Source organism: Sphingopyxis granuli, assembly GCF_001559015.1.
GTDB lineage: Bacteria > Pseudomonadota > Alphaproteobacteria > Sphingomonadales > Sphingomonadaceae > Sphingopyxis > Sphingopyxis granuli.
The window spans coordinates 4,229,200-4,242,826 of the sequence record NZ_CP012199.1; the positions used below are offsets into that span (position 1 = coordinate 4,229,200).

At 68.7% G+C, this 13,627-nt stretch carries 15 protein-coding genes; 11 read left to right on the forward strand and 4 right to left on the reverse strand.

Going from position 1 to position 13,627, the window contains the following annotated elements; genetic code table 11:
• The first annotated feature begins 59 nt into the window (after nucleotides 1–59).
• Nucleotides 60–452 carry a LysR family transcriptional regulator gene (locus SGRAN_RS19420; protein WP_067186277.1) on the forward strand — a complete coding sequence of 131 codons (393 nt, stop codon included), beginning with the start codon at nucleotides 60–62 and terminating at the stop codon, nucleotides 450–452.
• On the opposite strand, the gene SGRAN_RS19425 is transcribed toward SGRAN_RS19420, so the two are convergent.
• Together SGRAN_RS19425 and SGRAN_RS19430 are read right to left on the reverse strand one after the other, a co-directional pair.
• Nucleotides 447–1,421 carry a cytochrome-c peroxidase gene (locus SGRAN_RS19425; protein ID WP_067186279.1) on the reverse strand — a complete coding sequence of 325 codons (975 nt, stop codon included), beginning with the start codon at nucleotides 1,419–1,421 and terminating at the stop codon, nucleotides 447–449. The two genes, SGRAN_RS19420 and SGRAN_RS19425, sit on opposite strands and share 6 nt — an antisense overlap.
• Complete coding sequence (locus SGRAN_RS19430; protein ID WP_210434176.1) at nucleotides 1,418–1,924, reverse strand: hypothetical protein; 507 nt, start codon at nucleotides 1,922–1,924, stop codon at nucleotides 1,418–1,420. The genes SGRAN_RS19425 and SGRAN_RS19430 overlap by 4 nt, the downstream gene beginning before the upstream one ends.
• Nucleotides 1,925–2,037: 113 nt before the next feature.
• Here SGRAN_RS19430 and SGRAN_RS19435 point away from each other — a divergent pair, with 113 nt between their 5' ends.
• Nucleotides 2,038–4,182 (forward strand): TonB-dependent receptor plug domain-containing protein, encoded by a 2,145-nt coding sequence (locus tag SGRAN_RS19435; protein WP_237233580.1) that lies wholly within the window; start codon nucleotides 2,038–2,040, stop codon nucleotides 4,180–4,182.
• On the opposite strand, the gene SGRAN_RS19440 is transcribed toward SGRAN_RS19435, so the two are convergent.
• On the reverse strand, nucleotides 4,176–5,177 hold the full coding sequence (locus tag SGRAN_RS19440) for a DUF4424 family protein (RefSeq protein WP_082737366.1): 1,002 nt from the start codon (nucleotides 5,175–5,177) through the stop codon (nucleotides 4,176–4,178). The two genes, SGRAN_RS19435 and SGRAN_RS19440, sit on opposite strands and share 7 nt — an antisense overlap.
• Nucleotides 5,178–5,409: 232 nt before the next feature.
• Here SGRAN_RS19440 and SGRAN_RS19450 point away from each other — a divergent pair, with 232 nt between their 5' ends.
• Genes SGRAN_RS19450 through SGRAN_RS19460 form a run of 3 tightly spaced genes read left to right on the forward strand, consistent with a single transcriptional unit; the run spans nucleotide 5,410 to nucleotide 7,971 of the window.
• Entirely contained in the window at nucleotides 5,410–6,099 is a 690-nt protein-coding gene (locus SGRAN_RS19450) for a hypothetical protein (RefSeq protein WP_067186288.1), read from the forward strand.
• 22 nt (nucleotides 6,100–6,121) lie between these two features.
• Complete coding sequence (locus SGRAN_RS19455; protein ID WP_067186290.1) at nucleotides 6,122–7,087, forward strand: TPM domain-containing protein; 966 nt, start codon at nucleotides 6,122–6,124, stop codon at nucleotides 7,085–7,087.
• Nucleotides 7,084–7,971 (forward strand): hypothetical protein, encoded by an 888-nt coding sequence (locus tag SGRAN_RS19460; RefSeq protein WP_067186292.1) that lies wholly within the window; start codon nucleotides 7,084–7,086, stop codon nucleotides 7,969–7,971. Before SGRAN_RS19455 ends, SGRAN_RS19460 begins: the two co-directional genes overlap by 4 nt.
• A gap of 125 nt (nucleotides 7,972–8,096) precedes the next feature.
• On the opposite strand, the gene SGRAN_RS22720 is transcribed toward SGRAN_RS19460, so the two are convergent.
• A complete protein-coding gene (locus SGRAN_RS22720) occupies nucleotides 8,097–9,056 on the reverse strand; it encodes a helix-turn-helix transcriptional regulator (protein ID WP_067186294.1) in 960 nt (319 codons plus the stop codon).
• Nucleotides 9,057–9,407: 351 nt separating this feature from the next.
• Here SGRAN_RS22720 and SGRAN_RS22725 point away from each other — a divergent pair, with 351 nt between their 5' ends.
• The 6 genes from SGRAN_RS22725 (at nucleotide 9,408) to SGRAN_RS19495 (ending at nucleotide 13,615) form a co-directional block, all read left to right on the forward strand.
• On the forward strand, nucleotides 9,408–10,226 hold the full coding sequence (locus tag SGRAN_RS22725; RefSeq protein WP_067186295.1) for a hypothetical protein: 819 nt from the start codon (nucleotides 9,408–9,410) through the stop codon (nucleotides 10,224–10,226).
• Nucleotides 10,227–10,326: 100 nt separating this feature from the next.
• On the forward strand, nucleotides 10,327–11,628 hold the full coding sequence (locus tag SGRAN_RS19475) for a lysozyme inhibitor LprI family protein (RefSeq protein WP_067186297.1): 1,302 nt from the start codon (nucleotides 10,327–10,329) through the stop codon (nucleotides 11,626–11,628).
• Nucleotides 11,625–12,299: an SHOCT domain-containing protein gene (locus SGRAN_RS19480; RefSeq protein WP_067186299.1), complete on the forward strand. Its 675-nt coding sequence runs from the start codon at nucleotides 11,625–11,627 to the stop codon at nucleotides 12,297–12,299. Before SGRAN_RS19475 ends, SGRAN_RS19480 begins: the two co-directional genes overlap by 4 nt.
• Complete coding sequence (locus tag SGRAN_RS19485) at nucleotides 12,296–12,727, forward strand: hypothetical protein (RefSeq protein ID WP_067186301.1); 432 nt, start codon at nucleotides 12,296–12,298, stop codon at nucleotides 12,725–12,727. Before SGRAN_RS19480 ends, SGRAN_RS19485 begins: the two co-directional genes overlap by 4 nt.
• The gene (locus SGRAN_RS19490; protein WP_067186303.1) at nucleotides 12,724–13,203 is read left to right on the forward strand and encodes a hypothetical protein; all 480 of its coding nucleotides are present in this window, start codon (nucleotides 12,724–12,726) and stop codon (nucleotides 13,201–13,203) included. The genes SGRAN_RS19485 and SGRAN_RS19490 overlap by 4 nt, the downstream gene beginning before the upstream one ends.
• Complete coding sequence (locus SGRAN_RS19495) at nucleotides 13,184–13,615, forward strand: hypothetical protein (RefSeq protein WP_067186305.1); 432 nt, start codon at nucleotides 13,184–13,186, stop codon at nucleotides 13,613–13,615. Before SGRAN_RS19490 ends, SGRAN_RS19495 begins: the two co-directional genes overlap by 20 nt.
• Nucleotides 13,616–13,627: the final 12 nt, after the last annotated feature.

Consider the following 13,627-nt stretch of genomic DNA (forward strand, 5'->3'; position numbering starts at 1 on the left):
ACACCCGGCACATGGCAACGCCGATTGCGATGGGCGCCATTTCGGGCCTATCATGCGGTATGTCCGGAAAACCTCCCTTCAAGATCAAGATCCAGTTCCTGTGCGGCGACGAAATCGCGATGGGTCCCGGCAAGGCCGACCTGCTCGACGCCATTCAGGACCATGGTTCGATTTCGGCGGCCGGCCGCGCGCTGGGCATGAGCTATCGGCGCACCTGGCTGCTGGTCGACGTCATGAATCGCTGCTGGAACGAGCGGCTGGTCCAGACGGTGGCGGGAGGGAGCCATAACCGAGGCGCCCGGCTGACCGATACCGGACAGCAGGTGCTTGCCGCCTATCGGGCCATACAGGCGTCGGCACGCGCCAGCATCGCAGGGCCGTCGTGCGATCGCCTGGCCGGGATGATACGATCCGAGCCGCTTCCCGCGGCATATCAGACCGAGACCTCATAATCGCTTGCCGCAAGCCGTATCGGGCCGCGCAAGCCGCGGATCGGTGCGGAACCGTTCGTCGGTCAGGCCATGCAGGAAAGCGACGAGCGCCGCGATGTCCTGATCGGCCAGGGAGACCGGATGGCGGCGGATGGCGTCCTCCAGGCTGATCGCCGTGCCGTCGTGCCACCACGGGCCGGTGATCGCGACGTTGCGCAGCGATGGCGTGCGAAAGCGCCCGCGATCCTCCTCCAGCCCCGTTTGCTCGACCAGCCCCGCGTCGGACGGGGCCGGATCGCCAAGCCGATGATAGGCGGCGTCGGTCAGGTGCGGACCCGCGTGGCACGAACTGCACCCGCTGGTCCGAAACAGGCGTTCGCCTTCGCGCTGCGGCCCGGTCAGCGCGGCGGCGTCGCCGCGGCGGAAGCGGTCGTAAGGCGCATCGGACGAAATCATCGTCCGCTGGAACGCGGCCAGCGCGGCGACGATGTTCGGAAGGGTGATTCGGGCATCGGGGAAGGCTCTGGCGAACGACCGACGATAGCAGGCATCCGCCTTCAACCGCCGGGCAAGCTCCGCCTCTTGTCCCTTCATCCCCATCTCGACGGGATTTTCGCCGAGCAGCGGGGTCAGCGCCTGGATTTCGAGGCTGGTCGCGCCGGGGTCGGCATAGGTCAGCCGCGGCAGCCAGGCGACATTGGCGAGGCCCGGCGCGTTGCGCTTGCCCGCATGGTCGCCGACGCCCGACCGCGTCGCGACGCTGTCCGCGAAGCCGTGCCGCTGCTCGTGACAGCTCGAACAGGCCAGCGTCCCGTCGCTCGACAAGTCCGCGTCATAAAAGAGCCGTCGGCCGAGTTCGACCTTGGCGGCGCTCATCGCATTGTCCGCGGGCACCGGTGGGGGATCGAACCCGGTGTCCTGCGGCCATTGCCAGCCAGGCGCGACGGCCGCGACGAGCAGCAGCGCCGCCGCGGCCCACAGCCGTCTCACGGTTGCGGCGTGACCAGCAGGGTCAGGCTGTCCGAACCGTTCGCCGCGACCTGAAGCGTATAGGTGCCGGGGGTCAGGCGATAGTCGACCATCTTGCGGACCCCCGAACAGGCCGGGCCGTGGCCGTGCGCGACCGACCGCATCGCCTTGCCGTCCAGGACCACATCAACCCACGCCGCCGACCCGAGCGCGACGCGCCAGACGCCTTCGCGGGCGACCGTGAAGCGGAACAGCCCGCCATAGCTGACCGTTCCCCCCGGCTTTTCAGGGCGGACCGGATAGGCGACCTTCGGCGTCGGCAGCAGCGTCGCGCGGACCGCGGCCCCCGGCTTCAGCGCAGCCTTTGCCGCGGTCTTCGCATTCCCCGCCGCCTTCATCGCGTCGGGCGTCCGCCAATCGGCGAGCGACGCGGGCAGCGCCGCCGGCGGCTTTCCGGCACAGGCCGGATCGGCGCCGGCCGGAGCCTGCGCCAGCGCGCTGCCGGCGGCCAGCGGGAGAGCCATTGGGAGAACAAGGGAAAATAAAAGCAGAGAAGGGCGCATCACATCTTTCCTCCGTGCGATATCACTATATATGGCCGTATATAGTGATTCGGCGAGAAAAAAAGGGGTAAATCATGCGGACCATACTCTCCCTCCTGCTGTCGGCAGGCTGCCTCGCGACCTCGCAGGCGCAGGCGCAGGACCAGAGCGCGCCGGACACCGGCGACGATCGCTTCGCCCTCGGGCAGATCGTCGTCACCGCGCCGCGCAGCGAAGGGATCGGCATCGACGGCGAAAGCCTGTCGCGCGAGGCGATCTACAAGTTCAACCGCACCGCGCTCGACGACGCGATCAACCTGATGCCCGGCGTCGTCGCGGGCAACAGCGGCGGCACGCGCAACGAACGGCTGGTGTTCGTCCGCGGTTTCGACCGGTTCCAGGTGCCGCTCTCGATCGACGGCATCCGCGTATATCTGCCCGCCGACAACCGGCTCGACTATGGCCGCTTCCTGACCACCGACATCTCGGAGGTGCAGGTGGCAAAGGGCTATGCGTCGGTGCTCGACGGGCCGGGCGCAATGGGCGGCGCGATCAACCTCGTCACGCGGCGCCCGACCAAGGCGCTCGACATCGACGTGCGCGGCATGGTCACGTTCGACAACGACGCCGATTATGCCGGCTATTCGGCGTCGGCGCTGATCGGGACGCGGCACGAGCGCTGGTATGCGCAGGCCAGCTATGCGCGCAGCTTCACCGACCATTGGGATCTGCCGGACAGCTTCACGCCGATCGTCCCGACGCTCGAGGACGGCGGCGAGCGCGATTTTTCGCGGACCCGCGACTGGCGCGCCAATGTGAAGCTGGGCTTCACGCCGAACGAAAGCGACGAATATGCGATCAGCTACACGCGGCAGGACGGATCGAAGAACGCGCCGCTGCACGTCAGCGACCTCGTCAACACGCCGCGTTTCTGGACCTGGCCGAAGTGGGAAATCGAATCCATCTATTTCCTGTCGACCACCGCGCTCGGCGACCGCGCGACGCTCAAGACGCGCGCCTATTACAACCGCTTCGATTCGATGCTGCGCTCGTTCAACGACCGGACCCAATCCACGCAGAGCCGCCCCTTCGCGTTCGACAGCCCCTATTTCGACAAGGCCTGGGGCGGGTCGGCGCAGCTCGATTTCCGGATGAGCGACGCCGACACGCTGCGGCTCGCCTTCCATTACCGTCACGACAAGCATGTCGAGGCGCAAACGAGCTTCTCGACGGCGGGCGTGCCGTCGACCGAACCGCGGCAGACGCAGACCGAAAACACCTTCTCCATCGCGCTCGAAAACGAGCTTGCCCTGACGACGGCGCTCCGCTTCACGGTCGGAGGCAGCTTCGACTGGCGCGACCTCAAGCGCGCCGAGGAGTTCGGTTCGCCGCTCGGAACCTCGGGCACCCCGGCGGTCCTCTATCAATATCCGCGCCGCGACGCCGACGCCTGGAACCTGCAGGGCCGGTTCGACTGGGACGCGGGCGACGCGTTGACGCTGCACGCCAGCCTGTCGTCGCGTGCGCGCTTCCCGACGATCTTCGAGCGCTTCAGCCAGCGGTTCAACACCGCCATCCCCAACCCCGAACTGAAGGCCGAACGCGCGACCAACGCCGAAATCGGCGGAAGCTGGACGGCCGGCGGCGTACGGGTCGACGGCGCGCTCTTCTACAGCTGGGTCGACGAAGCGATCTTCAGCGTCCTGACGCCGGGCTATCCCTGCACCGCGTCGACCACGCCGCCCGCGACACCGATTCCCGGCTGCGTGCTCACCAACCTCAGCCAGAGCCGGAACGTCGGCAGCGGCGAATATTACGGCGCCGAAGCGTCGCTGTCGGCGACGCTCGCGCCCGGCCTCGACCTCGGGGCCAATTACACGGTCATCAAGCGCGACCTGTCCTATGCCGCCAATCCGGGGTTCCGGCCGACTGGGGTGCCGACGCACAAGGGCCTGATCTATGCCGACTGGGCACCGCTGGCTGGCCTGCACGTCCAGCCGAGCGTCGAGATCGCATCGAACCGCTGGACGCTGTTCACCGCAACGCCCGCATCGCAGCCGGCGCGCTATTACCGCACGGGTTCCTATGTGAACACGGCGCTGCGCATCGACTATGCCGTTACCGAGAAGATCGAGATCGGCGTCGGCGCGCGCAACCTGTTCGACGAGGAATACAGCCTGACCGACGGCTTTCCCGAGCCGGGGCGTTCGCTCTATCTGACGCTGCGCGCCCGCTATTGATCGGGGTTTCTCTCGCGCTCCTGTTTATCGGGCGCGATGAAGAAGAGGGCGCCGAAGGGGCGGTCTGGCGTGACGTCGGCGGCGGACCATTCGAATGTCGTCGCGGCGGTCTTTCTGGCCGCCGCGGGACAGAAGGCGACCATGTTGGCGGCGGCGCCCTTGTCGACCACCAGGCGATAGTGGGCGGTCCGGCCGTGCCGTCCGGCCGGTGCGACCCAGCCGTGGGCGATCGTAAAGAGGTCGTAGGCCGGATGGCGGAAATAGGCCCGGCGCAGCGCGTCGTCGATGCAATAGGTCCGCGTCGCCGGGCCGCCGGGGGCTATCTCGGGAAATTCGGCGGAATTGATGTCGCTCCAGTAATCGGCGACCGGGACATAGCGGATCTCGACCCGCGTATCCCCCGGCTCGAAGCGCTGATCCCATTCGAAATCCGCCTGATAGCTCCAGTCCGCGGTGTCGAGCACGAGCAGGCCGTCGGCGTCGAGCATTGCCTGGGTGCGGGCCGGAAGGCGGCGCCACGGCGCTTCTTCGTCCAAATGGTAGAGCAGGGGCACGGCGGCATCGAGCAATTGCCGCGTCACGTCCCTGCCCCGATGCAGCGCACGCCCGCGGCCGGAGAGCGCCAGCGGCGCGCCGTTCACGCGCACCGACAGGTCCAGATAGTTGAGCGGACGCCGGTCGGCGGCAAGCCCGGCGACCTCGCCCTGCCCGTCGAGCCCGATGGCGTCGGGGCTGGCATCGACCGGCATGGCGGGCAGGACGAAGCGGAAATGGACGGTCCGGCGCGTCGATGCATGAAAGACATAGACAAGCCGGATCGAATCGAGCGCGACATGCATCTCCTGCCGTTCGACACGCATGTCGGCCGGCAGGTCGAAGGCGGGCCCTTCGGCGGCATAGCCGGCACCGCGTCCGCCATCCTCCGCCCCGGCCGGCGCAGCGACCGCCGCCAGCGCGATCGCACCGCCGACCGCTATCCATCGGGCATGGGGCATTCGCTTTCCTCCGCATCGATCGGCGCCACGGGCTCATCGTAGCGCCTTCGCGATCCGCCGTCGCGGACGGGGCGGAACCCGATGCGGACGCACCGGCACGGCCGCTCCCCCCCTGAGGCGGAGGCCGCGAGTGCCGTAAAATCCCATGCCGGTTCCGCATGGTCCATGACAGCCGACGATCCCGCGCCCATGGTCGGCCAACGCGAGGACAGAGTTTAGCGGGGGAATCGAGATGCATGGCAAGCCGCACCGAACGACGACGTGGTACAGCGCGGCGCTGGGAATCACGGCCTGCGCGGGCCTGACCCTCTCCGGCTGCGGCGGCGCGCCCGCCGTCCAGCTGCCCGCCGACCGGACGGAAAGCGCCTCGCTCTGCTATGGCGCCACCATGGCGCTGGCGCAGGAAAAGGTCGGCAAGGGGTCCGTCCCGCTCGACACCGCGAGCCAGGCGCTGCATTTCGCGCTGCTCGCCGGGACGGACGGCGACCTCGACGACCCGGCCAAGGTCGTCGCCAGGATCGAGCGCATCGGCACGCGCGACAAGGGATTGCAGGACAGGTTCGTCGCCGACAAGAATGCCGCAAGCTACACCGGCCCCTGCGCCACGGCGTTCCCGGAAACGCAGGCGAACGCGTTCAAGGGCCTGCCGCCCGATACCCGCGACACGCGCATCCAATGCTATGTGCTGTCGACCGTGGTGCTTCAAATCTTCGCGCAAAGCGACATCGCGCCCGATCCCCGCACCGCGACCTGGGTCAAGCTCAACGGCCAGCTCGAGCAATTGTCGAACAGCGAAGTCTATCCGGCGGAGGAGGACGACCATATCGGCGAGATTGCGATGCGCGCGCTGGCCAAAGCGGTGCGGCTGGGGCCGCCGGTCGCCGTGATGACCGCATGCGGCGACCGCTATCTGAAGGATTGAGACGCGCGAACGGGGCGCGGCCATGACCTATACGACCGTCTATGACATTGCGAGCGACAGCGTCGGCTTGCAGTTCCCGCTGATCGGGCTGGCATTCATCATTGCCGGCGCGGTGATGAAATGGGGTTTCGGCAAAGCGGGCTGGACAAGCTATCCGCTTATGGCGATCGGCGTCTTCACAGTCCTCGCGTCGGGCGCGGTGCCGTGGTGGGACCAGCGCCGCGTCACGCAGGCGGTGGCGAATGGAGAGGCCCGGCAGGTCGAAGGGCCGATCCATGATTGGCGCCTGGAACGCGTGAGCAGGAAGCGCAAGAGTTCGGACGCCCATGCTTACAGCCATTACGAATATTTTTCCGTCGGCCCCGTCGCGTTCCGCATCAATTGGGGTGCGTTGGAAGCGGGCTTCGCCAATCGCGGCAGCACCGAGGAGAAACCGGCGGTCCGGCTGACGAACGGGATGGCCGCGCGCATCCGGTATGTGCCGATCGACGGCCCCGACAAGCCGCCGCGCATCGTCCGTATCGACCTGGGCACCAGCAGCCCCGCCGATGCCGTGCGGCAAGGCGAAGGCGGCGTCGCCTTCCGCATCGTGCAGGGGCGCATCGCCGACGAAGCGAACATCCTGTCCGCCGACAGCAAGGCGCGGCTCGATGCCGTATTGACGGCCTTCGACCAGCGAAGCGGACATCCGCTGGTCATCGTCACCACGCCCTCGCTCGGCGGGATCGACATTGCCCGCTTTGCCGCGACGGTCGCCGACCGCCGCGGCATCGCGGACAGCGGCATCCTGTTGCTCGTCGCGCCGAACGAACGGCAGGCGCGGATCATGGTCGGGCGCGAGCTGTCGGACCGCCTGCCCGACGCCGCCGCGCAGCAGATCATGGACGGCGTGATCCTGCCCCGTTTCCGGCGCGGCGACATCCCCGGCGGAATCGAGGCAGGCGCGGTTGCCATCACCGGCCGGGTGACGGGCGGCGAGACGCGATGAGCCGGCTGTCGAGCCCGCCGGTGATCGTCGCCGCGCTGCTGCTGCTACTCGCGGGCGCGGGCGCGCTGGGCTGGCTGTGGCTGCGCGACGGCCTGATGACGCCCACCGCGATCGTCATCCTGTTCCTGCCGGTCGCGCTGCTGATCGGCGGCGTGACCGCGTGGGGGACCGACCGTTCGCAGATCGGCATCACGGCCTGGGCGCTCACCATGTTCGGGGCGCTCGTCCCCGCTGTTTACGTGATGCAAAGCGGCCCCGACAACTGGTTCGCGCAATGGCGGTTCATGGTGGCCTTCGGCGTCGCCTATTTCGCGATCATGGCCGTTTTCATGCTGTGGCTCGCCGCCTGGACGGCGTGGGTGCCGCCCGCGCCCGGCGCCATGCCGCTGCCCGAGCAGCGCCTGAAGCGGCGGATCGAATCGCTGGCGAATGCCGGGCTGAACCTTCACGTCGAGCGCCCGGCGGACCGGCCCGAACAATTGCTGGTGACGCGCGACTTTCGCGGCGGCAAGCGGACGATCGGGGTGCGGCTGACCTTCGTTTCCGCCGGTCATTGCGTGCGGGCGCGCGAGGTGTCGCTGGTCCGCGGCGACAAGCCGATGAACGCCGGCGAGGCGCGGATGAGCAGCAGCCTGCGCCCGCGCGACGGCACGCACCCCGACGCCGACATCATCTACGACGCCAGCCTGACGCTGACCCCGCCGAACGAAGCGATCCGGCGCCAGATTGCCCCGCGCATCGCCGACGATCGCGTCGAGATCGTGGGCGACAGCGAAGCCGCGGCGAACCCCGCCAATTTGGCGCATGTGCTGACCGAGGTGGTCCACCAGTCGGGGTGGGGATGGCAGGGCGTGTTCTTCGACTGGCAGCGGGGCTGCCGTTAGGGCGTCGGGCCGTAAATCCGCCTATCGTTCCGTTCGTGTCGAGCGAAGTCGAGACACCCATCAGCGTGGCGCAAGGCCGACAAGTGTCTCGACTTCGCTCGACACGAACGGGAAATGGATGGCATTCAACCCGCGCCGCGCAGATCCGACGGGGTCATGCCGAAGCGGCGGCGGAAGGTGCGGTTGAAGTAGGACAGGTCGCCGAAACCGCAGGCATAGGCGACCGCCGCGATCGTCCGTGGCGCCTGCCCCGGATGCAGCAGCAGGCGATGGGCGCGGTCGAGCCGTTCGCCCAGCACATGCGCCGAAAAGCTGCTTCCCTCATCCTGGAACAGGCGGCGGACATAGCGCGGGCTGATCCCGGCGCGCGTGGCCACACCTACGATGTCGAGACGCGGATCGCACGAGCGCACCGCGATGTCGGCCTTGATCGCCCGCAGTCGTGCGGCCTTGACGCCGGGCCGTTCCGGCGCGCCATCTTCGGCTGCCGTGGCGGCGACCGCGCCGATGAGGTCGCGGATATGCCCGGCCGTGAGCGCCGCCGCCACGCCCGACGCCGCGTCGGCGCGCAGGCGCAGCATGTCGACATAGGCGTGGAGCAGCCCCAGCAGATCGCTTTGCCGCGGGACGACCCGCATCGCCAGATCGTCCGCCCCCGACAGAAGCGCGCGCAGGTCGTCCTGCGCCACCGCGATGTTGGTGAAACGGCATCGCTTCCGACACTGGATGGTACTGACCTCTCCGCCGCGCACGAAGATCGAGTCGCCGACCGCCAGCACATGCTCGCGCCCGCGCTGGCGCAGTTCCAGCGGCGCATCGGCGGTGATCAGATAGAGCATCTCGACCGGATCGGCGGCAATCAGGCGGTGCGTCCGCGAGACCTGCACCGGCGATGCGGAAACCGAGGCATAGGCGGCTCCCGGCAGCGCGCACAATGTCCCTTCGGCGTGAAACGGCACGTTCCGGGCCGGTTCTATGTCGAGCCGGACCATCGCCTGCCCGAATAGCTCGCGCCACATCGGCAGCCGCTCGCGCTCCGGCACCGAGGCGGTGGACAGTATCTGGGAAAAACCGGCCGCGTCCATGTCCCCCTCCCGTCCGGCGCACCGTATCGCCGAAGTGCCGTCTGGTCCACCTCGCGTTCCTTCTGGTCCGAGACAGGCTTTCGCTGTCCATGGCATCACGGTGGGACAGGGAGACTCCGATGCACGAACATCCATTGCCCGATCCGACGCCCGCCGCCCCCTCGCGGGCGCCCGGACGCTGATGCGGGAACGGGTGCGTCGACAGCGACCCGTCGGCGTATCTGCTGGCCGGACAGGGGGACACTGCCGATCGGCTTCCCTCCACCCCGGTTCGGCCGCTCCCGTCGGGCCTGTCCGTGCCTTGTGCGGCACGGGCAGGCCCCTGATCCGAACAGGCTGGAGACAGATGCCATGACCCGCAAAGGGCGAACAAAGGCCGGATTTCCCAGATCGCCGACGCGGCGGTATCGGCGTATCCTGCTCGCCTCCGTGCTGGCTCTCGCGGCCACGCCCGCCGCGGCGCAGGACGGGCGGCCGCGCTGGTATGGCGTCGATCATGGCGCCCAGCAGGCGCGGCTCGTCTTTGGCGTGCCCGACGGCGGCATGACGTTGCTGAACTTCATCTGCGACAAGGGCGTTCCGGAGGTGTCGGCCTACATCACCCACCCGCCGGTGCGCCTCGCGGCCGGGACGAGCGTGCCGGTCCGCCTGAGCGACGGCAGCGCGACGCTGACCTTTCCCGCCACGGTTCAGCCGCCGGAGGCGGACGGCCTGCTGCGCCTGCGGGGGCAGGTGCCGCTCGACGCATCGTTCGAAGCGATACTGGCGGCGGACGACCGGATGTCGGTCAGCGTCGCCGGATCGTCGGCGCGCTATCCGCTGGACGGCGTCGCGGCGGCGGCGCGGCCGCTGATCGCACTGTGCGGCACCGCCGCGCGGGCGGCACCCGCCGCCGACCTGAAGGTCGCGGTCACGAACAGGAGCCGGCGCCGCCTCGAACAACTCGCGCTGCGCGCACCCGACGGCATCGAAAGCGATTCGGACGCCTTCGGCTATGACGGGCTGGCCCCGGGGCGCACGCGGACCTTCACCATCCCCGGCGGCGCGGGCGTCTGCACCTATGAAATCTCCGTCCTGTTCGAGGAAAAGGAAGAGGATTGCTGCAGCGACCCCATGCCCATCGCCCAGCAGAATCTGTGCGACGACCCGCGAATCATCGTCCATGACTGAGCGCGAGGCATCGTCATTGCGAGGAGCCGAAGGCGACGAAGCAATCTCCAGCTATCGTTCTGCCTCACCGATAGCTGGAGATTGCTTCGCTCCGCTCGCAATGACGTGGGAAAGCGGCCCCAAGCCTTTCCTCCGCCTCGGCGGCCTGTTTCTTTGCGCGCTGGCGCTGGGCGGCGTGGCCCCCTCGACCGCACAGCCGGCGCCGTCCGCCACCGTTCCAGCGAGCTTCGATTGCGGCAAGGCGACGCGCGCGGTCGATCGCTTCATCTGCGCCAACGCCGCGCTGCGCTGGCAGGACCTGGCGCTGTCGCGCAGCTATCGCGCCGTGCTGGCGAAACTGGCCGGCCCGGCGCGCGCGGCGCTGGTGGCGGAGCAGCGCGACTGGGTGGGCGAGCGCGACCGCCGCTGCGCCGCCGACCGCAGCTTCGCCGAGTTGAACGATGCCGCGTCGTGGGTCCACGACCAGGCCTATGACTGCATGACGGTCGTTTATCTCGGCCGCCGCCAGGAACTGGGCGACCGCGCCGCCGCGCCGATCGCGACGCGCGTGATCGGCGAGATCGACCTTGCTCCCCTCGCCCGCGCGCGGCCCGAACTGGCCGAGAACGGGCGCGTGCCGATCGCGGGGATGCGGCTGTCGCCCGACGGCAGCCATGTCGCGATCCTGCTGCCCAGTCAGGAACTCGACGGCCCCGACCAGTTGTGGCTCTATCGCGTGGCCGACCGCAAGCTGGTGCCCGTGACGCCGCCTCCCGACACGCGCGCGAAACATCCCGCCGACGCCGTGGCCCTGCTCACCGGCTTCGCCTGGCGCGGCGGGACGCTGTTCGCCATCGCCTCGCTGTGGGGTGACGGCAGCGACGGCCTCGACGGCCCACAGGCTTATTACGCCGCGACGGTCGCGGGCGGCCGACGCCTGCGCGACAAGCCGGCCGAAGCGGACAATCTGTGGGAATCGGTGACGGGCGGCCTCGTGTACCGCGAGGACGAATTTTCCGACGACCTCGACGCCGTGGACTCGCTGCGCGGCAATGCCGGCTGGCTGGTCTGGACGGCGGATCGCGGTCACGGCACCGTCGACCTCCATATCCGCACGCGCAAGCCGCCTGGCGCGCCTTATCTCGTCGCGTGGGGCGGTTGGGAACTGGCGTCCTTCCTGTTCGACGATGCACGCTCGCGCCTGATCTATCCCGCCGATATCGGGATCGCGCGGTTCGACATGGCGACGCGCACCGAGCGCCGCATCACGGGCACCTGGCGCGGCGACCTGCCCTATGCCGTGTCCGCCGATCAGGGCACGCTGCTGTGGGCAACGCGCAACGCCTGCGGCGACGAACATGAGGCCGACCCGAACGCGCCCGAACGCTTCTGCCTCGCCGCGATGACGGGCGGGGCTATATGAGCGATTCGGCCATATTCACCATCGGTATGTTCCTGCTGGGACCGGCGATCATCGTGATATTTTCGCTGTCGGCGAAGCTCGCGCTCCGGCGCCGCCCCGGTCCGGCGGCGAAGCTGGGGTGCGCCCTGCTGGTGCTGCTGGGCGTGGCGGCTTTTTGCGGGATCATGGTGGCGAGCGCGGGCGGCGCGATCCACCCGCCGCTGGTCGAGCGCGCCGCGCCCTATGCCTGCGACGGAACGGTCGAGCGGCTTTCGCAAAACTATTCCTACAAGCCGGGGCAGCAGGGCGTATCGCACACCATCTATTGCATCGCGCCCGACGGCACCCGGCGCGACATCACGCTACGCGCGATTGGCGCAGCCAGCATCTATTACGGCCTTTATGCCTTTGGCGGCCTGATCCTGCTCGGACTGCTGCTCGCGCTGTTCAGACCCCGCCGGACCGACAGCGAGATTGCCGACGCCAACGCCTTGGCGAGCGCCCTGCGCGACAAGATGGCCGAGCGACTGCGCACCGACGCCGATATCATGCGCCGCCCCGCCGCACCGTCCGACGCGGGCGGGGGCAGCGTCGAGGACCGGTTGCGGCACCTGCAATCGCTGCGCGACGGCGGCCTGATCAGCGAAGAGGAGTATCAAGCCAAGCGCGCCGAGATATTGGGGGGCCTGTGATACGCCGCCGGGTCCTCCTGTGTCTTGCGGTCCTGCTCCCGGCCGCCGTCGCGGGCTGCGCGAGCCGCGAGCGGGAGGCGCGCGAGACCTTCGCCGAACGCTTCACCTGCCCGATCGAACGGGTGACGGCGACGAAAGTCGATGGCGCACGCCGCAGCGAGGTGCACCAGCGTGCGACCCCCATTCCGGATCCGCCCGCCGAAATCCGCGCCGACCCCGCGCGGCTCGCCCAGTGGACCGAAAGCCACCGGGTCTCGCCCGGCTTCGACTGGTATTATGAGGGGTATCGCGCCGCCGGATGCGGGCACAGGGCCGAATATCTCTGCACCTGTCCCATCGAGGCCCCGATCGCGAAACAGGCCGCCTGCACGTGCGAGGCGCCGTCCGTCCCGCTGTTGCCGGATGGAATGCAAGGAGAGCGGGAATGATGCGCGCGCTGATCGGACCGGGGATCGTCGCCGCGATCTTCGGCCTGATCTTCCTGCTCGCCGGGCTGGAGGATTTTCGCAAGACGCATCGCTCGCGCCTGTTCCGGCCGCTCGACATCCTCCCCGCCGCGGCGGGCTGGGGCTTCCTCGCCATGATGTTCGCGGTCGCGGGCGGCGCCGTCTATCCGCCGATCGTGTCGACGGTCGCCGAACCCATCGTCTGCCCGGGCGGCCTCGACACGCTGTCGCGCGAATACAGCTACAAGCCGGGGCAGCAGGGCGTCACGCGCAACCTGCTGTGCGCGGGAGCGGATGGCGAGCCGCGCGACGTCACCATCCCCGCGATCGCCGTGGCGACATTGATCTATACCGCCGCCGGACTGCTGTTTTCGGCGTTGCGGTCGATGCTGCGCCGGCGCCGCCGCATATCCGGTGCCGATCCTGAAAGGCGAGACCATGATGTCGTTGAAAATTAATCCGCTCCCCGGCGTTCTGGCCGGCATCCTGCTCGCCTCGTCCGTTCCGGCGTCGGCGGAGGAGGAGCCTGTTGCATCCGCGGCCGTGCAGCAGGAATTCGACGCCTTTATCGCCCGATTCCGCGCCGCGCTCGCGGCCGACGATGCGACCGCGGTCGCGGGAATGACGCAGTTCCCGTTCATGCCCTATCTCGATGAGGGCGGCAGCAGCGACGCCGCCGCGTTTCGCGCCGAAAGCTATCCGCGCTTCCTGGCCGCGAAGGCGCGCCGATGCCTTGCGCGCCGGAACGCCATTCACGATCGCGAGCCCGATGGCGGCGAGACCTTCGTGATCTTCTGCGGCGATCTGGGATATTATTTCCACATGACGCAGGACGGATTCCGGTTCACCGAGGTCGGACCGAACGATTGAGGCGAGCGCGCG